Source organism: Pseudodesulfovibrio aespoeensis Aspo-2 (assembly GCF_000176915.2).
Classification (GTDB): Bacteria; Desulfobacterota; Desulfovibrionia; order Desulfovibrionales; family Desulfovibrionaceae; genus Pseudodesulfovibrio; species Pseudodesulfovibrio aespoeensis.
The window spans coordinates 636,272-659,769 of record NC_014844.1 but is presented as its reverse complement, the minus strand read 5'-3'; the positions used below and the strand labels follow the sequence as shown (position 1 = coordinate 659,769).

The following is a 23,498-nucleotide window of genomic DNA, read 5'->3' as shown; positions in this document are numbered from 1 at the left end:
CTCTCCCCTCCCCCCCTGGCCCCCCCATCCCCTCACCCTTCCTAAACTTTTTATGTCGCTTCGCGGGATGGGTGACAGAGCTTTCCGGAGCATGGAGCATGGTATGGACTCGTTGAATGAATTGACGAAGAAGATACGCCGTTTCGTGGCGGAGCGGGACTGGCAGAGGCATCAGTCGCCCAAGAATCTGGTCATGGCGCTGACAGCCGAGGTGGGCGAGCTGGTGGAGCATTTTCAGTGGCTGGGCGAGGCCGAGAGCCGCGAAATCGGCGGGGATAAGAAGCGGGCCGTGGCTATGGAGATGGCGGACGTGCTCATCTACCTGACCCGCATGGCCGACGAGCTGGGCATTGATCTGGTTGCCGCGGCCCATGAAAAATGCGAGAGGAACGACCGCAAGTACCCCAAGGAAGCCTTCCGGGGCGAGTATCGCCGCCCGGACCAGGGCTAGGAGAACTAGACTATGGCTGGCAAGTGGCGTCTGACCATCACCCAGGATTTTTCCGCCGCGCACCAGTTGCGCAACTACGGCGGCAAGTGCGAGAACATGCACGGCCACAACTTCGGCGTCGAGGTGGCTGTCGAGGGCGACCGGCTGGACGACAAGGTCCACTATCTCGTGGATTTCAAGGAGATCAAGCGGTTGACCAAGGCCGTGCTTGACCGGCTCGACCACAAGCACCTCAACGAGGTCGAGTGCTTCACCGAGATCAACCCCTCGTCCGAGAACCTGGCCATGTTCATATATAAGGAATTGAAGGACTCCATGCCGGAGAACGTCCGGCTGGCCGAGGTTTCGGTGTCGGAAAAAGACTCCTCCAAAGCGACCTACTGGGAAGAATGATGCGCAAGAAGCATGACGAGACAAACGACAAGGAACCGTCCTACGGCAGGATCATGACCGATCTGCTCATCCCGAAAAACCTGCGCTCCAATCCGCTGCGGGTGATCAGCGGCATCGCCTTCATCGCCCTGATCGTGGTCTTTCTGTTCGCGGCCCTAAGCCGGAGCTGCCAGCCCGCCCAGCCGCTCGACAGCCAACCGGGCCAGCAGTCCCGCGCTGCGGTCTCCATCTGGATCGGGTAGCCGTGCGTCTGGTCATCCAGCGGGTCACCGAGGCTGCCGTACTGGTGGGCAACGCGGTGGTGGGCGAAATCGAAACCGGCCTGCTCGCCCTGGTCGGGTTTGGCAGTACGGACACCGGGGCACTGCCCGGCTCTCCGGTGTGGCGCAAGACCCTCGACAAACTTGTGGGGCTGCGCATCTTTCCCGATGACCAGGGCCGGTTCAACCGCTCCCTGGTTGCCATATCCGGTGATCTGCTGCTTGTCTCGCAGTTCACCCTCTATGCCGACTGCCGCAAAGGGTGCCGCCCCTCCTTCACCGGTGCCTGCCCACCCGATCTGGCCGCCGGGCTCTTTGACCGCTTCGTGGCCGACGCCCGCGCCTGCGCGCCGGGCCGGGTGGCCTGCGGCGAGTTCGGGGCCGACATGCGGCTGCGTTTCACCAACTGGGGCCCTGTGACCATAACCCTCGACTCGGACCAGTTCTAATCCATTGTCATGAAACTACGAATCCCATATATTGCGAAAATGACGGTCAAGACCAAGCTGCTCATCGCCCTGTCCATCATTCTTCTGGTGTCCTTTGCGGCCACCAGCATCGTCAATTACACGGTTACGCGCGACTCCATCCGCGAGGAGCTGATCAACTCGTCGCTTCCCCTGACCGGCAAGACCATTTACTCGGAAATCCACTCGGCCATGATGCGGCCCATCCTGGTCTCCTCGTCCATGGCCAACGACACCTTTCTCAAGGACTGGATTGTCAGCGGGGAACAGGAGCCCCTTGAGATCATCAAATATCTTGAGGAAATCCGCCGCAAGTACGGATTCATGTCCGCATTCTTCGTTTCGGCAAAATCCGACAAATACTATTATCACAAGGGCATTCTCAAACGGATCAGCGCGCGTGACGAGCACGATGTCTGGTATTACGCCTTCACCAGCACAGGCAGGGAATACGACCTGGATGTGGACAACAACCAGGCCGAGGACAACAAGCTCGCCATCTTCGTCAACTTCCGGGTGGAGGATGCCCAAGGCCGACTGCTCGGCGTCACCGGCGTGGGCCTGAACATGGACAATGCCGTGGCCCTGCTCCAGAAGGCCCACGACGACTACCGCCGCAACATCTTCCTGGTGGACCAGGACGGGCTGGTCCAGGTCGCTCTCGACAAATCGCGCATCCAGAAATCCTACATCACCGAAACCGAGGGAATCCGCACTGTGGCACAAAAAATTCTTGAGCCGCACGAGGACGCACGCAACTACGAATACGACCTTGACGGCGAGCACATCCTGCTCTCCTCCCGCTACCTGCCCGAATTCCAGTGGCACCTCATCGTGGAGCAGAACGAGGGCGAGGCCCTGGCCACGGCCCGCCACAACCTGATCCGCACCCTGTCCGTGGGATTTGGCGCATCCCTGCTGATCATTTTCCTGTGCGTGCTGACGGTCAACCACTTCCAGGCCCGGCTGGAGCGCATGGCCAAGACCGATCCCCTGACCGGGGCAGCCAACCGCCGCGCCCTGGAGGAACGGTTCCATCTGGCCGCCTACAAAGCCCGCCGCAACGCAACGCCCTGCTCCGCCGTGATCATCGACCTCGACGACTTCAAGGCCATCAACGACACCCTGGGACACATGGAAGGCGACGCGGTTATCAAGACCGTGGCCGACACCATCACCCGCACCCTTCGGCCCACAGACCTCCTGGCCCGATGGGGCGGCGACGAATTCGTCATCCTCATGGAGAGCACGGCCCAGGACGCCTCCATCGTGACCGAGCGCATCCGCGCGCACATGCCGCCTGGGCCGCTTGGCAGGACCATCTCGTTCAGCTGCGGCATCGCCCAGTTCACGGCAGACGACGACCTGAAATCCCTGACCCACAGGGCGGACCAAGCCATGTATGCGGCCAAGGCCAAAGGCGACCGCTGCCTCATCGCCAGCCCTCCCGACGCCTGATCAGCCCGTATCCAGTGGCGTGATGACACACAATGAAGCGGCGGCCCCTCCGAGGGAGCCGCCGCTTTCGTTTTCCGCCATGTGTCCGCCCGGCAGCCTGCCTAATAGGCGAGCCTGCCCAGAGACTTGAGGATCAATGTGCAGCCCATGGCAAACATGCCCGTCAAGCCCATGCCGCAGGAAAAACCGGCCAGCAGCACCGGCGCATAGTACCGCCACTGCGCGCCGTATTTCTTCAGGAAATAATAGCGGCCCAGCAACGCGCCCATCACCTCCAGGATCATGCCGTGCGGCGTGGACTGCCCCAGGCCGCGCACCACGCCGTAGACCAGCAGCACGGGCAGCCCCAGCACGTTGAGCACCGAGTACATGATCAGCCCGAGCCCAAGCCCGGAGAACACCACCGGCCCGGACAGCGCCTCGAAAAAGAGCGAGTTGCCCTCAAGGGTCGAGGTCTGCATGAGCAGGGTGTTCAGTGCCTGCAAATGCCACAGCTCCTGGGCAAACGGGTATTCCGGCGACGGGATGGGTGCCAGCTGCCACAGGAACTGCGAAAAAAGCAGCGACGAGATCATGACAATGGGGAAAACCACGATCTCGGCCTTGATGATGCCGCGCAGACTCGTGCCTGTCAGCTCGATCTGCCGGAACTGGACCGTGGCCTCGCCATAGTTGTGGATGGGAATGGGTGCGTACCAGATCTCAAGGCCCTGATAGCCGAAGAACTTGGCCCCGGCGATGAACGAGAACTCGCGCACCATGGGCAGGGCAATGAACTGCCCGGCCACGCCCTCCATGCGCGCCGTGATGTAGGAGATCACCGGCGTGTAGATGAACCCGTACAGGACGAAGAAAATCCACGGAAACGTCGGCACCAGCCAGACGCAGAACGCGATGTAGCACAAGGTCGAGAAAACATAGATGCCGATGGACACCCAGAAATTGATGTCGCCCCTCCCCTGGGGAGGATTGAAGAGAGCCGAGAAATCAAGCCCCTTGCCATCCGTGCTCCTGAACGACTTGACCACATAATAGACGCCCACTGCGCCGATGGCCAGGCCCAGCCCGATGCCGAAACTCATGTAGAAGTCGAAATTGTTGGCAAACACGGTCTCCACCGTGGCCATGCCCGGATGCCAGCGGTGCAGCACCCCGTGGGCATACAGGATCGGGTTGCCGACAATGGTGATGATCAGCCCCAGCAAGCCGCCGATGACCGCCCAAAAGGGCAGGACCATGCCGATGAAGACCAGCCCCAGGTCGAACTGCAAGCCAGTGGCAACCGCTGGCAGCACCCCTTCGGTATACTGGGTCAGCTCGATCCATGGGATGGGAATGAGCCGGATCGGCTCGGTAAACAGCAGCCCGGACAACGCCGGGAGCAACACGTAGAAAAACCCGAACCCAAGCCCGATCACCCCGCCGATGGAAAACACCCGCCACTTCCACCCGGTCTTGCGGTCCTCGGTGGACTCGGCCAGGGCCATGGTGCCCAGCGCGCCCACCGGCGCCATGGGAAATGGCAGCTTCTCCACATCCGAGGTGATGCGATACAGCGAATATCCGAGCCCGAAATGGTCGATGCGCTGCACCAGCTGCGACCCGATGAGCAGCATGATCGGCACCAGCCAGTCCCGATGCATGAACGTGCGCTCCAGATACGAGCCAGAGCCCATCGCCGGTGCCACCCACTGGGGGATGAACTCGGTCAGCCCGAGCATGCGCGCCGCGTCCGACTGCACCAGATACTGGCTCCAGAGCAGCCCCTGAAACGGCGAGGCCAACGCCGCGCCCGCCATGTAATACAGCAGGAACACTTCCTGCTGCTTCAAATGCGTGTACGACCGCTTGGCGATCTCCGCAAACAGGATGATCGTTACCCAGCGCGCTGCCGGACCAATGCCCTGCCCGATCACCAGTTGCAGATACATGGACCCCGGCATCATCAGAAATCCGATGAAAATCGCCCCGACAATCGTCTTCCAATCGAAACCTTCTTCAAAGGTTTCGGGCGGCTTCATCAGATTTCTATATTCGTTCAGTTCTTTGTCATCGTACATCTGTTGATGCCTCCGGCTGCCGGGGCAGGGGCAAGCGGTTTTCTGTCAATCACGCAAAACGTCATCAAAGCAAGTCTAGAAAAATCACTATCCATTCTTCAAGTCCCATTCACGATAGCCCCGCAAACCTCGGAGGGGGGCATCGGGAGGAATGTAGAGCCGTCGCTTTCGCTCCTCCAGCTTTTTTGATTGCCCTCCCGGCGGGGTTACTTTCTTTTGCTGGCCCAAAAGAAAGTAACCAAAGAAAAGGGCCTTTCCATCTTTGCCGCCTGCACTCCACGGCCAAGAAGCTGATCCAATCGGTTTCGCTCCCCGAATCAAGTCCTCCGCTTCGCTCCGTCCGTGATTCGGAAGAGCCGCTCCGCTTGATTGGTCAGCTTCTAAGCCTTAGGAGGCTTAAGGGCTGGAGCAGGCGGAGACCGGAAAAACTTCGGTCACGGTAGGCGGATGGGCCTGCGGTCTCGTCAGACCTTCTCTGTCTCTGCACTGGCCACACCATCACGGGTTTCACTCACGTCAGCCCCGCAATGGGCGGGAGCGTCGCAGCGCCAGTTGCGTCGGCCCGCGACTCGGGCGAAACCCGGCGGGAGCGGAGTCTTCGACCGCTCCCAACTGTTTCGCCAGCGGGTCGGCGTTACTGGCGCGCGGCGCGGGAGACCCGATCACACGTCTTCAAAGAGCGACTTTTGCTTACTTTTGGGCGCTCCTGTCCAAAAGTAAGTCGCGACGGAGGAGCGAAATCCTCACCCAACTCCCCATCCCGCCGGAGGCGGCTTCCTCTTCTCTTCCTTTTCCCACTCCGCCCTACAGCGGAAACACCGAATAACTCTGCCCGCTGAACAACCCGATCACCGCATACACCCCACCCATCAGGAAATCCCCCAATATCAACCCGACAAACAAGAATCGCACCCGGTTGAACAACTTTGTCCCCCCGTAATGCAACACCAGATGATTGCACATCCATCCGACAAAAAAGGAAAACCAGAGAATCTGCATGCCCGACGAATACGCCACCAGATACCCCAGCGGATGCAACGGCCACCACGGGAACCGGTAGTAGCAGCCGATGAGCACGATCATGGCCAGCGCCCCGAACCCGGCATAGGTGATGGTCCACACGTTGGGCCCGACCGGCTGATCCACCAGCCGCTGGGCGCTCTCGTAGTTGGCCAGCACGGTCTGGGTGGCCCAGTCCAGGCCCAGCTCGCGCAACCCGTACTTGTAGCCGATGAAGAGCATGGTCACAAAGGCCGTGACCAGGGCCAGCACCAGCGACAGCCCGATGGCGGCCAGCACGAGGTTGCGGTTGCGCGCCTCCTGCCTGATCTTGGCCCCGTGGAAGAGGGTCGGGGCCACGGCCTCGCGCACGTCGAGGAAGAGCACCTTCTGCATCACGGCGGTGGCGGCCATGCCTGCCGAGCCGAAAAACCCGGTGCCGAAAAGGCCCATCAGGGTATCCGACGGCGCAGCGGTCAGGGTGAAATAGGGCAGCCCGCCCTGGCAGACCACGCGGCTGGACACGAGCATGACGATCACGAACATGATGGGCAGAAGCACGGCTGCGGCAAACGGCAGGCCGAAGAACCAGCACCAGCCCGACAGGCAGACCATGCCGATGACCAGCCCCCACAGGGGCCAGACCTGCGGCTCCCATCTGGCCGGGACAGTGTCGAACGGGCTTTTGCCCGCGGGTTCCGGCTCCTTGCAGGTCCGGCGCAGGGTGCAGAGCAGGGTTTCCTTCAAGTGATGGCGTGCCAGCCATAGGAGGAATCCGAAAAAGACGAGATAGGAGCCAATGGTCTGGGCGCCCTCTGGCCGGGCCAGATCCGGCCCCAGGGTGGTGCCCAGGGCGGCCTCGGGCAACTGCCAGCCGAGCACGTAGAGCAGGCCGAAGAGCAGGCCGGAGAGGATGTGGAAGGCCCACATGGAAAAGGAAATCTGCCGCGTGGTCAGGAAGGCGAACCCGATGAAGGCCGGGACGATGAAAAGTTTCAGTTTGTGGAAGCCGGAGAAGAGCCCGAACTTGGGAAAGTACGCCCCGGCCAGGATGAGGGTGGGCATGCCCGGCACCGAGGGATAGTAGAAATGCAGTCCGTTGAGCAGGTGCAGGGCTCCGGCCAGGGTCAGGCCCACGAGCAGGTAGGTGTTGCCCCACCAGGAGAGGAACTGCTTCTGGTCCAGGGCCTCGCCCATGAGCACGGGCACGCGCACCAGCGGGAAGAGCACGCGCTCGTTGACCACCCACTGGCGGCCAAACAGGGCCATGAGGCAGAGCATGACAAAGAACGAGCCGAGGATGAAGAAGGACCAGACCGCCAGCACCGGCAGCCACACCCCCCAGGGAATGGCCGCGAGCACGCCCAGCACGCCCATGTCGCGCCCGCCCTTGACGCCGTTGTAGAACTCCCTGACCGCCGCTTCCGAATGGGGAAACCACGCCTCGGGCAGGAGCGGGGTCAGCACCTCGGTCCAGCGGTAGGCGTCCTTGGCGAACCGCTCCGGCGCGGTGATGTTGACGAAGAAGGTCTCGGTCAGCCCGGTGTAGCCGATGGCGGCAAAGAGGACCATCATCAGCCAGACCACCAGCAGCTCCACGCCCGAGAACACGGGCGGTCGCCGGGTCAGCCGCGAGACCAGGGCATCGATCACGAACATCCAGGCAACGATGAAGAACGGGGCGAGCGGGAAATGCCCGCCGCCGAGGTGCGCGTTGTGCAGCACCGCGCTGTTGTAGGGGGTGAACACGCACAGCGCCAGCCCCAGGACGAGGCCGGTCACAAGTGCCCGCAACCTGAGTCGTCCATTCATCGTCCGGCCTCCCCGGTCTCGCCCATGACCCGGTTTTTCTGGACCTGATCACGCTTGACCGCGTCGAGATCCCCGGCGTACTTGCCCACGGCCTCGTCGTCCAGCGAGCGCCAGGCCAGGAGCTGTTTGCGCAGGTCGTTGATAAAGGTCTTGTTGAGATTCTCCCACGCCTTGAACTCGCCCGCCTCGCGCTGGATGACCACCTTGACCTGCCTGAACCCGCCGTAGAGATCGGACGGGCAGAACACGAGCCGGACCTTCTGGCGCACGCCGAAGTCGAACGGCGCGAGCCAGACGCGCAGGCTCATGTAGAAGCACAGGTCGTCCGGGATGGTGATCCGGTCGACGACTCCGGCCAGCAGGCCGGTTCTGGCCTCCTGCTCTTCCAGGTCGAGGAAGTTGCACTGCATGTCGTCGGTGCAGAACGCGCCGTGGGACACGTCATAGTGGGCCAGATAGTATTGATGCAGGAATCCGCCTGCGCTGGACATCTCCCCGATCTTGATCAGGAAGGGCAGCACCACGGTCAGTTCGTCGCCCACGGCCTTGGGCATGGTCCATGACTTGTTCACGTCCGGAATGGCGATGCGCGCCGCCACCTTGGCCGGATAGATGGCCGAGACCAGGACCACGCCGATGACCAGGAGCATGGCCGCCACGCCTGCGGTGGACGAATAGTTGGCGGTCATGCCCTCCCACAGCGGGGTGCCTGCCAGCAGGGCCGACGCCCCTTGGGCCAGCAGGTAGCCGACCACCACCGAGATGACGGCAAAGGCCAGGGCCTCGGCGATGAACAGGAAGGCCACATGGGGCGGGGCCAGCCCCACCGAGGTGTAGACCGCGATCTCCGATTTGCGCTCGTAGACCGATCCGATCATGGTGTTGAGGACGATGAGTATTGAAATGCACAACGGGATCAGGATGTTGGCCATGCCAGAATAGCTGACCGCATCCGCCGCGTAATAGAGCGAGGTGCCGGACGCGCCACCCCGGAACAGGAGCATGCCGAAGCGGTCGCCAAGATCGCCCAGGTCGCCGCTGCCCGGTCCCGGCTTGATGGCAATGCCCTTGAGCCGGCCCGCGCCGCCGCCGAGCGAGAGCAGCATCTCAGCCGGGACCAGGATGGTCTCGTAGTCCGGGATGTGCTGGTAACGGCTCTCGGTGGTGATGATGTCCTGACCGTCCTCGATGGCCTCGGCCTCGACCTCGGAGAGCTGGCTGGCCGCCTGATTGGGAAAGACGATGGGCGTGATGGGTTCGCCGTCGAGATCGGGATTGCTGCCCAGACCGTCGTCCCGGAACACGCCCACCAGGATCAGCTCGATGCCCCAGATGGTGACCTTGTTGAGGTCCGGGTCGTCCGGGTCCGCGCCGAGTTGGTCGGCCATGCGCTCGGGCAGGATGACGGCGAACCGTTCGCCCTCGCGGAACCACCGGCCCTTGACCAGGATGCGGTCAAGCCCGCTGACCTCGGGCTCGCGGTGGGACAGGCCGACCATGCCGCGTCCGGGCGTCTCCCGGTCGCCAAGAAAGACCGGGATGAGCGGCGCGCGCGACTTGTCGCTGGTGAACCCGGTGTCGTACCAGGCGCGCGGGGCGACCACGCCCCGGCCCTCGTAGGCGTTCTCCACCACGGCCAGGGCCTCGAGCGGCACGTCCTGCCAGTTGACATACTTGAGCATCAGGCCGGTGTAGGTGGCCGTGGGGCTGAAATTGGCCCATCCCTTCTGGCGCACGGACTTGACCGTGGTGAAGTTCATGATGGTGAAGGTCAGGATGACCAGGGTGGCAAAGGTCAGGAAGGTGCGCACCGGTCTGCGCTTCAGGTTGCCCACGCCCAGGACAAAGGCCGCGCCAAAGGCGGCCATGGGGCTGATGCCCGTGAGCTTGATGTGGGACGACCTTTTTTGCAGATCGACCATCTCGCGCTCGAAGCGCAGGAAGATGATCAGCGAAACCAGCATCGACAGGGCGAGAATGAAAAAGGCCAGGATGACCACCAGGGGCGAATAGGTCAGCTGGAACGCGGGGTGGACGAAATAGACCACGGTGATGATCAGGACCAGGAAGCCGAGGAAGGCGGAGATGCGCTTCTTGATGTCCGAGTAGGAGAAGAACAGCCGCTCCATGCAGTAGGCGAACGGCACGAACAGGGCCACGTAGAAGAGCACGCCCACGAGCACGTCCTTCTGAGTCCTGTCCACATCGCTGTAGACCCGGCTGGCCTTGGCCAGCGAGGAGCGCGAGGCCTCCACGAACCGGTCCCACTGCTTCAGCTCCCGGTATTCCACGGCCCGCTCAAGGTCCTCGTTGCCCTGGCGGCGCAGGGTGCGGATGCGCTCGTTGACGATGCCCTTGTCTTCGAGGTTGTCGATGCGCGGGTCGAGCAGGCTCCACATGTCGCGCGCGGCCTGGAACTCGGTCATGGGGATGACCGGCCACTGCCGGGCGATGTAGCCCCGGCCAAGGGGATTGTCCGCGTCCGCGTTGAGCAGCAGCACCTTCTTGTCGAGCACCGAGTCCGAGAGGGTCAGCTTGATGGGCGTGTCCGGCTCCAGGAACAGGGTGCCCAGCGTGGACCGCCGGGTGTCGAGCCTGCTGTACCAATAGCTCACGGGCGGGGCTTCGGTGCGCCCGTCGATGAGGGTAGGCAGGTAGAGGTATTTGAAGGTCCGGGGGTCCACCAGATTGAAAAGCGTGGTCTGGGTGCAGGTGAAGAGGATCAGATCCGTCCCCTGCACGGCCCGGCTCAGCTTGATCCGATAGGCATCCTTGCCGGTCTTGGGCTTGTCCACGGCCCAGACGGCCAGCCCGGTTTGCTCGTCAAAACGCAGGGCCTCGACCACCGCCTTGTGATAGCTGACTTTTCTGCTGGCAAAGCCGGGGATGCGGAAGCGGCCCGCGGTATCGACCATGCCGTAGTTGAGCGTCTGCCACTGGGACGCGAGCACGACCATGCCCGTGCCGGGCCGGTCCGGAAAAATCTCGCCCTTGCGCAACAGGTTGGCCCGCCCCTCGACAGTGACGAAATGGCTGTCCACACGCTCGCCCGCGTTGTCCATGGGCTGGTCGGCCAGGGCGCGGGTCAGGGTGCGCACCAGTCCGGCCTGTCGGCGCACGAAGTCGAAATCCACCCGCGCGGGCCGATCATAGGGCGTGCCCCAGGCCGGGCGGGCGTCATGAACCGTGGCCAGGGTCATCCCGGCGAATCCGGCCAGGGCCATGGGCTCTCCGCCCAGCTCCGGCATGTCAGGCAGGTAGCTCTGCCAGGCGCGCCTGCCGGGCCGCAGGGTGTCCTTGAAAAGCGCGGCCTCAGCGGGCCGGTCCTGCTCCAGCTCCCTGACAGCCCGCTTCATGACCGTGTCCAGCGGGCGGAAGAAGGCGGTCCGGTTGACCGTGGGCATCAGGTCGTGCAGCCACCCCTTGTCAAAGCCGCCCACGCCGTCGCCGTGGCTCGAAAGATAGAGGGAAACATGGCCCGCGATGCTCCGCTCGCCAAGGGTGTCGCGCAGGGCGCGGGCCGAGCGGATGTCTTGCAACTGGCCCGTGGCGTCGTCGAGGATGGCGACCTGATAGCCGCGCGCCGGGGCCACGAAGTCCGCCAGGATGAGCCGCTCCTCGTCGGACAGGGGAAAGTCGGCCACCGTGGAATTGACCCAGTTGAGCCTCTTGAGCATGATCCGCTGGGCCGCCAAGTGCTTGATCCGGTCCTGGCGGGCCGCTTCGCTCATGGCGTCGTGGCCCATGCCGTTTTCCATGGACCGGCCCATTCCCCGGCCCCTGCCCGGCCTGGACTCCATGTCCCTCCGACCAGTCTGGCTCAGCAGGCGCAGGCGCATCAGTTCATTGGTCAGGTCGTCCTCGCGGTCGCGGACCATGGCCTTGATGGCCCGCTTGACCAGGGCGCGGTCCGCCTCGTCGGCCATGACCGCCTCGGCAAAGGGATCGGCCATGTCCAGAATTTCTATGATCCGGGTGGCCTCGGCCACGCGCCCGTCGAGCTCGTTGCGCCGCTCCTTGAGCAGCTTGCCCTTGGTCACCAGGGCCCAGGTAAATTCGCGCATGCCCGCCTGGGCGCTCGACTTGCCCGCCGTGGCCACCAGCATGACCGACCGCTTGGGCGGGCTGTCGGCAAATCCGGCGGCCACCTCCATGAGAGTGGCGATAGACACGCCCTCGTCCGCGCCCGGCGAATCGCCCGCCACCAGCGCCGTGGCGTCGTAGAACGCCTCGGCGACCAGGGTCTGGCCCGTCAGGTCAGGGTCGCTGCCCGGAACGAGGCAGTAGACGTTCTCGGCGACCACGTTGCGCCACTGGGCGCGCGAGGCGAGCCGGGCCATGCCCAAAAGCCGGGGGCCGCCCTCGGCCACATCGTTGCCGAGCGCCACCCGCGCCAGCTCGTCCGACATCCAGAAAATGGGGAAATCCACCGGGGTCAGCTCGAACTTGGAATCAAAGAGGGACCGGGGCGAGGGGCCGCCGTCGCCGCCCTGGCCCACGAAGATGAGGGCGCGCGCGCCGAGCATGGCCGCGTTGTTCCAGTTCTTGCCCGAGTCCATGTCCATGAGGACAGTGGCCCCTTCCACATCCAGGCCGTTGAAATCCCTGACCGCGCCCTGGCCCACATAGAGGAGCGGACCGTGGATGCCGGGCGGGGTCACCGCGCCCGGCGACAGGGCGTTTGCGCGCAGCTGGCTGAGCTTGATGGTACGGCCTGAGCCCATGACGTGCAGCTCGGCCCCCTGGGCCACCACCACCGGGACACGGAAGCTCTGCCGCCCGATGGTCGCACCCGGAAACAGCCGCCTGAACTCCGCCTCGACCATGTCCGCGGCCAGCGTCGCGCCGGGAGCGCCGGGCGAGCGGTCGCCCAGGGCGGCCAGCCGTTCAATGAAATTCCTGCCGTTGCCCGCAGCTTCGTCCATGGGCGAGGCCCATGCCGCCGTTGCCAGCAGCAGGAGGCCGAGGAACACGTGCAGCCCGCGCCGGACCATGGGCTAGCCCCTCTCTCCGGTCTGGGCTGTTCCGTTCCCCTTGCCGCCTATGCCGCCCACGGTGATGTTCAGTTCCTCGCGCCGCTCGATGCGGTCCACCACGCCGTCGCGCACCCAGATGACCCGGTCCGACACGTTGAGCATCTTGTAGTCATGGGTGGCGGAAATGATGGTCACCCCGCGCTCCTGAGAGAGCATCCGCAACAGTTCGATGATCTCCTCGCCGGTGGTCAGGTCGAGGTTGCCGGTAGGCTCGTCGGCCAGGACGATGGCCGGGTCGTTGGCCAGGGAGCGGGCCACGGCCACGCGCTGCTGCTGCCCGCCCGAAAGCTCCAGCGGCTTGTGCTGGAACCGCTCGCCAAGGCCCACCAGCTTGAGCAGCTCGATGCCCTTGTCCTGGGCGTCGTCCGAGTTCATGCCCGCAAAGGTCATGGGCAGGGTCACGTTTTCCAGGGCGGACATGACCGGGATGAGGTTGAAGGTCTGAAAGATATAGCCGATCTTGCGGTTGCGCAGCCAGGCCAGCTCGTAGGCGTCGAGCTGGGAGATGTCCACCTCGTCGATGAACACCTTGCCGTCCGTGGGCTTGTCCAGCCCGCCGATCATGTTGAACAGGGTCGATTTGCCCGAACCGGACGGACCCATGATGGACACGTATTCGCCCGAAAATATTTCAAGGTCCACGCCCTTGAGGGCCATGACCTCGACCTTGCCCATGGTGAAGCTCTTGGTCACGCCCACAACGCGGACAATGGTGCGCCGTTCTTCGGTCATAGCAGGATACCCCTAATGCTCGGCCCGGATGGCCTTGATCGGTTCCATGCGCGCGGCCAGCAGCGCGGGATAGAGAACGCCCAGCAGGCTGAGCAGGCACCCGGCCAGGGTGGCCAGCCCCACGGAGCCGAGCGCCCCGGCCCAGGAGATGTCGGTCCAGGCGGCCCACCCGAACCGGACCGCGCCCGTGAGCAGCGAAAACAGGCAGCCCAGAAGAGCCCCGGCCAGCGCGCCCACCAGCCCCTGCATGGCAGCCTCGAGCAGGAACAGGCGCAGGATCATGGAATCGAGCGCGCCCAGACACTTCATGACGCCGATCTCCGAGAACCGCTCGGTCACGGACATGAGCTGGGCATTGACGATGCCCACGGTGCAGACCAGCAGGGAAAGGATGACGATCCACCGCTCCTTGGCCGACATGGCCACCGCGCCGCCTGCCTGATCCACGTCGTACCCTGCGGCGGACAGCACCGTGGCCGCATGGCTCCCGCCATGGGTCAGCAGGCCCGTGGCCACATCAAGGTTGACCAGGACAAAGGCGAGAAATGACACGGCCAGCGTAAGGCTGGACACCGTGATCATGGACCGGAAAAATCGGACCCTGAGGCTCTTGAAGCTGATCTCCACGGACTTGGAAAACGGCAGGGTGATGAGCCGGTCGATCCGTCCCTGCGGCCTGCCCATGACCGATCCCCTGCCAAGGCCGGAGCCTGTGGCATTTTTTGGAGAACCGTGCACGGTGGGCGGGGTGATCGGCTTACTTTCCATATTCTCAAAATGTTATGCACAAGCTTCTTCCATGACAAGCGCAAAGAGCAAGGCCGGGCAAAAATTTTCCGGCTCGACACACATCCGGAACAGCGCCTGCCCGGACCGTTTCCATCAGGGACGATCCAGCCGGATGAACATCAGACCGGACCGGGCCACGGCAGCCAGACAGTGATCGAGAAAGGTGAAGGCCGCTTCGTTCATGCGCTGGTGGTGGAGCATCACCCCCACCCGGCCCGAGGCCAGGGCGGTCTCAAACTCCCGGACCAGGGCCGCGAGCCCCTGGGCGGGATCATTCTCGCGCCGGGTGTGCAGGTCCACGTTGATTGGAATATCAGGCAGACCGCCGGGCATGGGCACCCTGCGCTGCGCCCCGTCCGAGCGCGACACGGACACATAGCCCGCCTCAAGCAGCAGTTGCGCGGTCTGGGCGTCGAACCGGTTCCAGGGCGGGGTGAAGACCGGGCTGAACCGCGCCCCCATGATGGCCTCAAGCCGCTCGCGCCCCCTGGCCAGATCGGCCCGCTTGTCGGCCAGGGACCGGTCCGCGCCGAACTCGCCCTTGCGCCCCTCGCGCTGGTGGTTGACATGCCGCCAGCCATGCTGGTGCCAGCACCACAGGTCGCGCTCCCCGGCCCAGTGCCGCAGCACGTCCCAGCGGGCCGGGGTCAGCCAGGCCGGGGTCACGGCCAGATGCAGGGGCAGCCCGTGCCGGGCAAAGGTCTCCAGCATCCGGCGGCACGCCTCGCCCGGCGCGGCCACGTCGTCGGCGCGGAAGAATATCTCCGTGCCCGGCGCGGCCCCGGCCAGGAGCGCATTAAGCCGATGCGCCGCCTCGCCAAGCAGGGCTGGCGGCGCGGACCAAAGGGCGGAAACAGCGGTTTTGACGATCATGATGGGCACAGGTAGCACACTCCCGGCCCGGATGGCAAAAGCGGAAACAGACGGCGCGCCCCTGCCCGGCCGGGCAGGGGCGAATCCCGAAGATCACGCCACCAGCGCCCGCTCGCCGCCCCAGACCGAGCGGACCACGTCACGGAACTCGCGCAGCGGCGCGGTGTAGCCCCGGCCCGCCGGATAGGAGAGGCACAGGGGAATCTGAAGGGTTTCGGGCCACAGGACCGCCTGGCCCGCATCGGCCAGCCGCCTGCCGTCGTCCTCGCGCAGCACGGCCACGCCCATGCCCTCGGCCACCAGCTCGCGCATGATGTTCTCGTCCACGGTCTGCTCCACCGGATTGGGCTCCACGCCAAAAGCGGACATGCGCTCGCGCACGGCCACGTGGAAAGGACACCCTCTGAAGGAATATATCCAGGGCAGGGCCGCCAGCCCGCGCCAATCGCCCGGCTGCACCCGGCCAGCCATGACCGACGGGATGGCGATGACCAGCGTGACCGAGGCCACGAACTCGTCATGGACCCCCTCCTCGCCCCACATGCCGTAGCGGAAGCCCACATGCATCTCGCCCGTGCGCAGCGCCCCGGCGGTGTACCGGCTCTGGGAGACGATGAACGAGAGCTGCACCCCCGGCACCGAGACGCGCATGTGCCGCGCCAGCTCGGCCATGCGCAAAAAGGCAGGGTCCGTGTTCAGTCCCACGATGAGCCGGGACGCTGCCGGACTCTTGAGCCCAGCCCCGCGCGAGCGGAAATCCTCCAGGGCCTGGACCGCGTTGCGGGCATAGGGGAGCAGGGTCTCGCCCTCTGCGGTCAGGGCCATTCCCCTGGCCAGCCGGACAAAGAGGGGATAGCCCAGCGTCTCCTCCAGCTGCTTGATCTGGCCGCTCAGGGCCGACTGGCTCAGATACAGGGACTCGGCGGCCCGCGTCAGGTTGCCCTCAAAGGCCACGGCCAGATAGCACTGCAATTTCCTGATATCCATGTCCCCTCCGGATCGGGACGGACAAGCGTTCTGACAATGAGAACGGTCCCCAAAAAATTTCAAATTGGATTTATCCCGCTCATTCCATGATAAAAGCAAAAAATCAAGGCGGAATATCCATCATGAATCAACGGAAAACCGGAACGCTCCCCCTGTGCTGCATGATGATCGGCGCGGTGCTCGGATCAGGCATCGTCATCCTCCCGCCCCTGGCCATCGAGGTCGCCGGGCCGTGGGCGCTCCCGGCCTGGGGGCTGACCGCCGTCTTTGGGGTGGCCTTTGCCTATGTCTTTGCCAGGGCGGGTACGCTCTTTCCCGGCGAGGGCGGTGCAGCCGACGCCGTGGAGCGCGCCTTTGGGCCCGGCGTGCGCAACCTCGCCGCCTGCACCCTGTGCGGGGCCGCCCTGTTCGGCCCGGCAGCGGTCATGCTGACCATCATCGACTACCTGCCCCCGGCCATCCAGCCCGGCTCGCCCCTGGTCCGGGGCATGGCCGCCGGGGGCGTGCAGGTCGCCTGCGCCCTGCTGCTCACCACCGGCCTGCGGACCATGAGCCGGGTGGGCACGCTCCTGGCTGTCACGGCCACTATCCTGCTGCTGAGCGGATCAATCGTCACCCTCGCCCTGCACGCCGGGCCAGAAAGCGCACACCTGGTCACGACCCTGCCGCCCATAGACCCTCCGGCCATGGGCTACACCCTGCTCCTGCTCTTCTGGGCCGTGGTCGGCTGGGAGGTGGTGGGCAACTACGGGGCCGAGGTGGCCGACCCGCGCCGCACTGTGCCCCGTGCCGCAGTCATGGCCGCCATCGTGGTCGGGCTGGTCAGCCTGGCCGTGGCCGCCGGGTTGCAATACGGCACATTCCCGCCCGAAGCGGGCCACGGCGTGGCCGGGCTGCTCCACCCGCTCTTCGGCCCCTTCGCGCCCTGGATCATGTCCGGGCTGGTCATGGCCCTGTGCGTGACCACCTACCTGCTCATCGTCGGTGCCGTGGCCCGGCTGGTGGCCCATCTGGCCCGTGACCGCGCCCTGCCCGCCGTCCTCGACACCCGCAACCAACACGGCGTGCCCCATGTGGTCATCGGGCTGTACACCCTGGCCCACCTGGCCCTGATCGCCCTCGTCTCCCTGGGCGCCCTCGACGTGGCGGGCATCGTCACCATCGCCGATGGATTCTTCCTGGCCAACGCCCTGCTCGGCACAATGGCCGCGGCCCGGCTCTTCACCACGCCTCTGCCCCGGACCGTGGCCGGGCTGCTGGCCCTGGCCGTGTTCGCCGTGCTCACCCGCTCGGCCTGGCCCGTGCTCACGGCCATCGTCTGCCTGGGGCTGATCACCACCGTCCGCGCACGCCAAACCGCAAAGCGCCCTGCCCCGAGCCAGGCAGGCCAGGCCCCGTCTTGACATCGGCGCGGTTTCCATCAAGGATTCTGACCTCGGCGGACCTGCCGCCACCAACCAGAAAAACGGAGCGACAGATGAACATATTCGGCGAGAGCGTCCCCTTCCACAAGATGCAGGGATGCGGCAACGACTTCGTGGTCATCGACAATCGCGTGGCCCGCGTGCCCGCCACAGTCATGGCCGACTGGGCCAAAAAGATCTGCGCCCGCGCCTTCGGCGTCTGCGCCGATGGCCTGTTCTTCCTGGAGGACCCCGACGAGCCGGGCCTCGACTACCGCTGGCACTTCTACAACTCCGACGGCTCACGGGCCGAGATGTGCGGCAATGCCTCGCGCTGCGCAGGCAAGCTCGCCCATGCCCTGGGACTGGCCCCGGCAGAACACGTCTTCGGCACCGACGCAGGCCCCATCCGGGCCAAAGTGCTGCTCGACGGCCCGGACGCCGGACGGGTCAAGGTCCAGCTCACCCCGCCCAAGGGACTCGAAACCAACATCAGCCTCGACGTGGACAACACCCCCATGACCGTGCATTTCGCCGACACCGGGGTGCCCCACGCCGTGGTCCTGGTGGACGACGTGGCCGCGGTCAACGTTAGGGAACTGGGCCGCTCGCTGCGCTTCCACCCCCGCTTCGCCCCAGCCGGGACCAACGTCAACTTCGCCCAGGTCAAGGACCGCTCCACCATGCTCCTGCGCACCTTTGAGCGCGGCGTGGAAGACGAAACCTACGCCTGCGGCACCGGAGCCTGCGCCACCCAACTGGTCGCCAACGCCCTGGGCCTGACCGACCCACGAGCCGACCTCACCACCACCGGCGGCGAAATTCTCACCGTGTTCCTCGAAAACAACACCATCTTCCTCCAGGGCGCGGCAGAACTCACCTTCAAAGGCGAGCTCTACCTGCACCCCCTCGGACTGACCCGATAAGGCCTGCCTCCGGCGGCCAGAGGGGGGAAACCTCTTGGAAGAGGTTTCCCCCCTCTGGACTCCCCCCTTCCAGAACTTTTTTGCGCTCCGCCGCAAGGCGAAGCTGAGGGTGGCCAGGAGACGGACAGCGGCGGAGAGGGCGTGGATGCGCGAGAAGACGGCGTTTTTCTTAGAGAGTAAAAAAGAGAGGCGCAGCTCGTGCGGACGCGCAGCCCCCTACGCCGCCATCAAGCCCTTGCTTGCCCTACGCCCTCCCAGGCGGCGTAGACCCAACAAGTTTTGAAAGGGGGGTCCGGGGGGAAAACTTTTCCAAAAAGACCCACCGCGTATTCGAGAAGCGAGTCCCCGCCGTGTTTTCCCAACATGGCGGGGACTTACTTTTGGCGATTCTCAGCGATTGCAGACTATTCCTGGTGATTTTGGAACAGAATCAACACATACTTTCACACAGGCTCAACACAAATAGTCTACGTATTTCAAGCAATCACAGCTAAGAAACTAAACCTCGTCAACATGCGGATAACGACAATAGCTACAATACTTCGTGTGCCCATGAAAAGCGAGGGCCCAAACCTCAAGTGCCGAAGGGAAGACTCGGTACTTCTCGCTTTTCGCCTTGGAGGCAATATCTTGATTTTATTTGTCTATCCTGATTCAGCGTGTCCTTTGTGCATGGGGAATGACCTAGCATTTTGACCCGGCTTCAGCAAGGGGAGGACCCTAAAGTGGCCCAAACCGTTTTGCACTCACCCGGGCGGTACTCCGGCGGCACGACCGTCCACGATTGATAATTAAAAAGACAACGGGACGATTCGTTGACCGAAGTTGCTCAGATGGAGTGTATTGACCTTAGTCAACAAACTGGATGCCGGATCAGGTCGTATCTGGCCCATGCGATCAAAGCCCTCGCTTGATTTCACCCTGCCGATCATCATCACGACTTGACACAACTACCATTTCTAAAATAATAGCCGTATTGTGTTATTATTTTCAATTTCGTGCCAACACTGCCGAATCGGGCGGTGGCGGCAAAGGAGGGTATCCGATGTCAGGATGCACACCAAAGTCCACACCGGCAGTGGTGCCGGCGGACTTGTCTTCGATCCACCCCAACAAGGAGGGCACCATGAGACTGATTGAAGGCGTCATGTACCAGACCAACGCACCCAAAGGGGTCGACCCGGACAATATCTATTTTGTCCAGGTTGATGCCACCAAGTGCGAGGCGTGCGGCGAATGTGAGGCGGTCTGCGCCACCGGAGCGATTCAGCCCATAAACGACGACGGCATTCGGGCCGTGGTCGATCCGGCGGCCTGCATCAACTGCGGTCAATGTCTGACTCATTGTCCCTACGGGGCCATCTACGAGGGCGTGTCCTACGTGGATGAGATCTTTGAGAAACTCAAGGACCCCAACACCATCGTGGTCTCCATGCCCGCGCCTGCGGTGCGTTACGGTCTGGGCGAATGCTTTGGCGCCCCCACCGGCACTTATGTGGGCGGACAGATGCACGCGGCCCTGCGCCAGCTCGGCTTCAACTACATCTGGGACAACGAGTTCACCGCTGATGTGACCATCATGGAAGAAGGCACCGAGCTGATCCAGCGCGTGCAGGAGCAGGGCAAGAAAAACGCCCGCCCCCTGCCGCAGTTCACCTCCTGCTGCCCTGGTTGGGTCAAATTCGCCGAGACCTTCTACCCGGACCTCATGCCGAACCTGTCGAGCTGCAAATCGCCCATCGGGATGCTCGGCCCCTTGGCCAAGACCTACGGCGCGCACGAGACGCACACCGAGGCCAAGAATATCTACACGGTCTCGATCATGCCCTGCGTCGCCAAGAAGTATGAAGGGTTGCGTCCGGAGCTGGCCGACAGCGGATTCCGCGACATCGACGCCACCATCAACACCCGCGAGCTGGCCTACATGATCAAGACCGCAGGCATCAACTTCAACAGCCTGCCCTCGCAGCAGCCCGATCCGATCCTGGGCGACTCCACGGGCGCGGCCACCATCTTCGGCAACAGCGGCGGCGTCATGGAGGCAGCTCTTCGGCTTGCCTACGAAGTGCTCTCCGGCAAGAAGCTGGCCGATCCGAACATCCTGGTGGTGCGCACTCACGAGGGCATCAAAACTGCGGATGTTGCGGTTCCCGGCTTCGGCACGGTCAAGGTGGCGGTGGCCAGCGGGCTCAAGAACGCAGCCAAGCTGTGCGACGAGGTACGGGCGGGCAAGTCCCCCTACCATTTCATCGAGATCATGACCTGCCCCGGCGGTTGCGTGAACGGCGGCGGGCAGCCCATTGATCCCGAGGTAAGGGCATCCCTGTTCAGGAGCACCGTCGCCCGCATCAACAATCGCTTCCGGGCACGCACCGTTGGCGCGTAAGGAGGAATGAGACATGAAGATGAACAGACGTGCCTTTATCAAGACGTGTGGCATCATGACCGGCTACGCCGTGCTCGGACTGAACCTGGCCAAGGAGGCTGCGGCCGATGTCATGGATTTCGTGGGCCTGCGCCAGAAATCCGTGTACGCCACTGACGCCAACCCCAAGATCTACAAGCTGCGGAAGTCTCAGGACAACCCCATGATCAAAAAGCTCTACGACCACAAGGACGGCTTCCTGCATGACGGTCCCTGTGGCCACATGTCCCACCATCTGCTGCACACCCACTACATTGATCGCAGCGCCAAGGCGGCTGCCCTCAAGAGCAAGGGCTTCAAGCTGAACTTCTAACGCCTCACAAATGTCACCTGCGGCGAGGATGCTTCTGATCCAAGGGCGACATTCCTTCTGCGAACCACCTTTGCCAGCCATCGGCCACCATGCCCGCGACACAGCCAGACAAGCTGTGCGTCCTGACGCGCCCCTCCGGCATTTCTGGTATTACTAAATTTAAAAAGTTATGCTTGTAGTATAACTTTTTCTTGATTCGTATAGCGCATGCGTGTAGTGACATTCCCAGAGCACCTCCGACCGGAGACCGTCTGCCTGCGGGAAGGGTTAGCCTGAACCCCAGGGTGGAGCCATCTGGCCCTGCCCTCACCGTTGGCAGGATACCGTCCAGAAGCTCCCACCCCTTCCCAGCATGCAGAGAGCCCGGGAGTGCTATTCCGGGCTCTCTCCTTTTCGGCAGGAAACCACGAACAGCGGGGTTTTGCACATGCAGAAACGAATCGGCATCATCGGCATCATCATTAAGGACAGGAACATGGCGGCTTCCAAGGTCAATGCTATTCTGAGCGATCATGGGGAGATGATCGTCGGTCGCATGGGGCTGCCCTTTCGGGACAGGGGCATGAACATCATTGATTTGATCATCGAGGCGACCACCGACGAGGTGGGCGCCCTGACCGGCAAGCTCGGCATGCTTGACGGGGTCCAGGTCAAATCTCTTCTGGTCTAAACAAGGAGGCTGCATCATGAAAAAGGACAGTTCACTGAGTGAGGGGCTTGAAAACTTCATCGACGAAAAAGTCATCCGCACCGAGATGGAAAAGGCGAATAACCCGGCATCGGGCCTGATTCGCGAAATCCTGGCCAAAGCCGGAGAGCGGCAGGGACTCGACCCGGACGAGGCCGCCGCCCTGCTCGGCAACCGGGACAAGGATCTGGACGAGGCCATCTTCGAAACGGCCAGAACCATCAAGAAGGGCATCTACGGCAACCGGCTGGTAGTCTTTGCCCCGCTCTACATCACCAACGAGTGCGGCAACCAGTGTAGATACTGTGGTTTCAACGCCAAGAACAGCGACCTGGACCGGCGAACCCTCTCGTCCGAGGAGATCCGCCGCGAGGTCACGGTCCTTGAGGATCTGGGCCACAAGCGGCTGCTCCTGGTCTACGGCGAGCATCCCCGCCTGGGCGCGGACTGGCTCGCCCAGACCGTCAGGGACGTGTATGCCGTCACCTCGGCCAAGAGCGGCGAAATCCGCCGGGTCAACGTCAACTGTGCTCCGCTCGACGTGGAAGGGTTCCGCAAGCTTCATGAGGTTGGCATCGGCACCTACCAGTGTTTTCAGGAGACCTACCACCGCCCGACGTATGAAAAGCTGCATGTGGCCGGACGCAAGACCGACTTCCTGTGGCGGCTGCACGCCATGCACCGCGCCCAGGAGGCGGGCATCGACGACGTGGGCATGGGCGCGCTCTTCGGCCTCTACGACCCGATCTTCGAGGTGCTCGGCCTGCTCCACCACGCCCGCAGGCTGGAACTCGACTGGGGTGTCGGGCCGCACACCATCTCCTTCCCCAGGCTGGAGCCCGCCCTGAACTCTGACATCGCCTTCAACCCGCCCTATCCGACCACGGATCACGAGTTCAAGAAGATCGTCGCCGTGCTCAGGTTGGCCGTGCCCTACACCGGGCTGATCCTGACCACCCGCGAAACCGCGGCCATGCGCAAGGAACTGCTGGAAGTCGGCGTCTCCCAGCTTTCGGGCGGCTCGCGCACCTACCCCGGCGCATACAGCGATCCGGAATACGACCGGCCCGATGTACAGCAGTTCTGCATCGGCGACAGCCGCAGCCTGGACGAGGTCATCCGGTCCATTGTCGGAGACCACGGCTACGTGCCGTCCTGGTGTACGGCGTGCTACCGGCTGGGCCGCACCGGTGAGCACTTCATGGAACTGGCCAAGACCGGCTTCATCCAGAAGTTCTGCCTGCCCAACGGCTTATTGACCTTCAAGGAATACCTGGAGGACTACGCCTCCGAAGAAACCAAGCAAGTGGGCGAGGCCCTCATCCGGCACGAAATCGAAAACTACCCCGACCTGGACCGCAAAAGCCTGCTCACCGACAGAATGACACGCATGGAAGCGGGCGAACGGGACCTCTACCTGTAGGCA

The 23,498-nt window shown here is 63.5% G+C and carries 18 protein-coding genes; 11 read left to right on the top strand and 7 right to left on the bottom strand.

Annotated features, from left to right (window positions below; translation table 11 throughout):
* The first annotated feature begins 103 nt into the window (after nucleotides 1-103).
* The 5 genes from DAES_RS03030 to DAES_RS03010 are packed head-to-tail and all read left to right on the top strand — an operon-like array spanning nucleotide 104 to nucleotide 3,029.
* Nucleotides 104-451 carry a nucleotide pyrophosphohydrolase gene (locus DAES_RS03030; RefSeq protein ID WP_013513563.1) on the top strand — a complete coding sequence of 116 codons (348 nt, stop codon included), beginning with the start codon at nucleotides 104-106 and terminating at the stop codon, nucleotides 449-451.
* A 12-nt stretch (nucleotides 452-463) separates the two neighbouring features.
* Nucleotides 464-844 (top strand): 6-carboxytetrahydropterin synthase QueD, encoded by a 381-nt coding sequence (gene queD, locus DAES_RS03025; protein WP_013513562.1) that lies wholly within the window; start codon nucleotides 464-466, stop codon nucleotides 842-844.
* The gene (locus tag DAES_RS03020; protein ID WP_013513561.1) at nucleotides 844-1,086 is read left to right on the top strand and encodes a hypothetical protein; all 243 of its coding nucleotides are present in this window, start codon (nucleotides 844-846) and stop codon (nucleotides 1,084-1,086) included. The genes queD and DAES_RS03020 overlap by 1 nt, the downstream gene beginning before the upstream one ends.
* Before the next feature lie 2 nt (nucleotides 1,087-1,088).
* Nucleotides 1,089-1,553, top strand: coding sequence for a D-aminoacyl-tRNA deacylase (dtd, locus tag DAES_RS03015; protein ID WP_013513560.1), 465 nt, complete (start codon nucleotides 1,089-1,091; stop codon nucleotides 1,551-1,553).
* Nucleotides 1,554-1,592: 39 nt separating this feature from the next.
* Nucleotides 1,593-3,029, top strand: coding sequence for a sensor domain-containing diguanylate cyclase (locus DAES_RS03010; RefSeq protein ID WP_013513559.1), 1,437 nt, complete (start codon nucleotides 1,593-1,595; stop codon nucleotides 3,027-3,029).
* Nucleotides 3,030-3,130: 101 nt separating this feature from the next.
* On the opposite strand, the gene DAES_RS03005 is transcribed toward DAES_RS03010, so the two are convergent.
* From DAES_RS03005 to DAES_RS02975, 7 genes are all read right to left on the bottom strand, one after another.
* Complete coding sequence (locus DAES_RS03005; RefSeq protein WP_013513558.1) at nucleotides 3,131-5,089, bottom strand: OPT family oligopeptide transporter; 1,959 nt, start codon at nucleotides 5,087-5,089, stop codon at nucleotides 3,131-3,133.
* An 804-nt stretch (nucleotides 5,090-5,893) separates the two neighbouring features.
* Nucleotides 5,894-7,900, bottom strand: a complete 2,007-nt coding sequence (locus DAES_RS03000) for a DUF6785 family protein (protein ID WP_013513557.1) — start codon at nucleotides 7,898-7,900, stop codon at nucleotides 5,894-5,896.
* Nucleotides 7,897-12,894, bottom strand: coding sequence for an FtsX-like permease family protein (locus DAES_RS02995; protein ID WP_013513556.1), 4,998 nt, complete (start codon nucleotides 12,892-12,894; stop codon nucleotides 7,897-7,899). The genes DAES_RS03000 and DAES_RS02995 overlap by 4 nt, the downstream gene beginning before the upstream one ends.
* 3 nt (nucleotides 12,895-12,897) lie before the next feature.
* Entirely contained in the window at nucleotides 12,898-13,668 is a 771-nt protein-coding gene (locus DAES_RS02990; RefSeq protein WP_013513555.1) for an ABC transporter ATP-binding protein, read from the bottom strand.
* Between the two features lie 12 nt (nucleotides 13,669-13,680).
* Nucleotides 13,681-14,352: an ABC transporter permease gene (locus tag DAES_RS02985; RefSeq protein WP_013513554.1), complete on the bottom strand. Its 672-nt coding sequence runs from the start codon at nucleotides 14,350-14,352 to the stop codon at nucleotides 13,681-13,683.
* A 198-nt stretch (nucleotides 14,353-14,550) separates the two neighbouring features.
* Nucleotides 14,551-15,330, bottom strand: a complete 780-nt coding sequence (locus tag DAES_RS18025; protein WP_041271573.1) for a polysaccharide deacetylase family protein — start codon at nucleotides 15,328-15,330, stop codon at nucleotides 14,551-14,553.
* A gap of 93 nt (nucleotides 15,331-15,423) precedes the next feature.
* Nucleotides 15,424-16,317, bottom strand: coding sequence for a LysR family transcriptional regulator (locus tag DAES_RS02975; RefSeq protein ID WP_013513552.1), 894 nt, complete (start codon nucleotides 16,315-16,317; stop codon nucleotides 15,424-15,426).
* A gap of 122 nt (nucleotides 16,318-16,439) precedes the next feature.
* Between DAES_RS02975 and DAES_RS02970 the strand changes: the two genes are divergently transcribed.
* The 6 genes from DAES_RS02970 to hydG all read left to right on the top strand — a co-directional run bounded on the left by DAES_RS02970 (nucleotide 16,440) and on the right by hydG (nucleotide 23,495).
* Nucleotides 16,440-17,720, top strand: a complete 1,281-nt coding sequence (locus tag DAES_RS02970; protein ID WP_013513551.1) for an APC family permease — start codon at nucleotides 16,440-16,442, stop codon at nucleotides 17,718-17,720.
* 74 nt (nucleotides 17,721-17,794) lie between these two features.
* Nucleotides 17,795-18,646, top strand: a complete 852-nt coding sequence (gene dapF / locus DAES_RS02965) for a diaminopimelate epimerase (protein WP_013513550.1) — start codon at nucleotides 17,795-17,797, stop codon at nucleotides 18,644-18,646.
* 1,126 nt (nucleotides 18,647-19,772) lie between these two features.
* A complete protein-coding gene (locus DAES_RS02960; protein WP_236608447.1) occupies nucleotides 19,773-21,032 on the top strand; it encodes a [FeFe] hydrogenase, group A in 1,260 nt (419 codons plus the stop codon).
* Nucleotides 21,033-21,045: 13 nt separating this feature from the next.
* Nucleotides 21,046-21,384, top strand: a complete 339-nt coding sequence (locus DAES_RS02955) for an iron hydrogenase small subunit (protein ID WP_013513264.1) — start codon at nucleotides 21,046-21,048, stop codon at nucleotides 21,382-21,384.
* A 427-nt stretch (nucleotides 21,385-21,811) separates the two neighbouring features.
* Nucleotides 21,812-22,054, top strand: a complete 243-nt coding sequence (locus tag DAES_RS02950) for a TM1266 family iron-only hydrogenase system putative regulator (RefSeq protein WP_013513549.1) — start codon at nucleotides 21,812-21,814, stop codon at nucleotides 22,052-22,054.
* Nucleotides 22,055-22,070: 16 nt separating this feature from the next.
* Entirely contained in the window at nucleotides 22,071-23,495 is a 1,425-nt protein-coding gene (gene hydG / locus DAES_RS02945; RefSeq protein WP_013513548.1) for a [FeFe] hydrogenase H-cluster radical SAM maturase HydG, read from the top strand.
* The last annotated feature ends 3 nt before the right edge of the window (nucleotides 23,496-23,498 follow it).

What these genes read in the sequence shown, in the direction of transcription:
- DAES_RS03010 (WP_013513559.1), top strand. Translation starts at nt 1,593, where the DNA reads ATGACGGTCAAGACCAAGCTGCTCATCGCCCTGTCCATCATTCTTCTG.
- DAES_RS02985 (WP_013513554.1), bottom strand. Translation starts at nt 14,352, where the DNA reads ATGGGCAGGCCGCAGGGACGGATCGACCGGCTCATCACCCTGCCGTTT.
- DAES_RS02955 (WP_013513264.1), top strand. Translation starts at nt 21,046, where the DNA reads ATGAAGATGAACAGACGTGCCTTTATCAAGACGTGTGGCATCATGACC.
- DAES_RS02995 (WP_013513556.1), bottom strand. Translation starts at nt 12,894, where the DNA reads ATGGTCCGGCGCGGGCTGCACGTGTTCCTCGGCCTCCTGCTGCTGGCA.
- dapF (WP_013513550.1), top strand. Translation starts at nt 17,795, where the DNA reads ATGAACATATTCGGCGAGAGCGTCCCCTTCCACAAGATGCAGGGATGC.
- DAES_RS02960 (WP_236608447.1), top strand. Translation starts at nt 19,773, where the DNA reads ATGAGACTGATTGAAGGCGTCATGTACCAGACCAACGCACCCAAAGGG.
- DAES_RS02970 (WP_013513551.1), top strand. Translation starts at nt 16,440, where the DNA reads ATGAATCAACGGAAAACCGGAACGCTCCCCCTGTGCTGCATGATGATC.
- DAES_RS02975 (WP_013513552.1), bottom strand. Translation starts at nt 16,317, where the DNA reads ATGGATATCAGGAAATTGCAGTGCTATCTGGCCGTGGCCTTTGAGGGC.
- DAES_RS03005 (WP_013513558.1), bottom strand. Translation starts at nt 5,089, where the DNA reads ATGTACGATGACAAAGAACTGAACGAATATAGAAATCTGATGAAGCCG.
- DAES_RS18025 (WP_041271573.1), bottom strand. Translation starts at nt 15,330, where the DNA reads ATGATCGTCAAAACCGCTGTTTCCGCCCTTTGGTCCGCGCCGCCAGCC.
- hydG (WP_013513548.1), top strand. Translation starts at nt 22,071, where the DNA reads ATGAAAAAGGACAGTTCACTGAGTGAGGGGCTTGAAAACTTCATCGAC.
- DAES_RS02950 (WP_013513549.1), top strand. Translation starts at nt 21,812, where the DNA reads ATGCAGAAACGAATCGGCATCATCGGCATCATCATTAAGGACAGGAAC.
- DAES_RS03020 (WP_013513561.1), top strand. Translation starts at nt 844, where the DNA reads ATGCGCAAGAAGCATGACGAGACAAACGACAAGGAACCGTCCTACGGC.
- queD (WP_013513562.1), top strand. Translation starts at nt 464, where the DNA reads ATGGCTGGCAAGTGGCGTCTGACCATCACCCAGGATTTTTCCGCCGCG.
- DAES_RS03000 (WP_013513557.1), bottom strand. Translation starts at nt 7,900, where the DNA reads ATGAATGGACGACTCAGGTTGCGGGCACTTGTGACCGGCCTCGTCCTG.
- DAES_RS03030 (WP_013513563.1), top strand. Translation starts at nt 104, where the DNA reads ATGGACTCGTTGAATGAATTGACGAAGAAGATACGCCGTTTCGTGGCG.
- DAES_RS02990 (WP_013513555.1), bottom strand. Translation starts at nt 13,668, where the DNA reads ATGACCGAAGAACGGCGCACCATTGTCCGCGTTGTGGGCGTGACCAAG.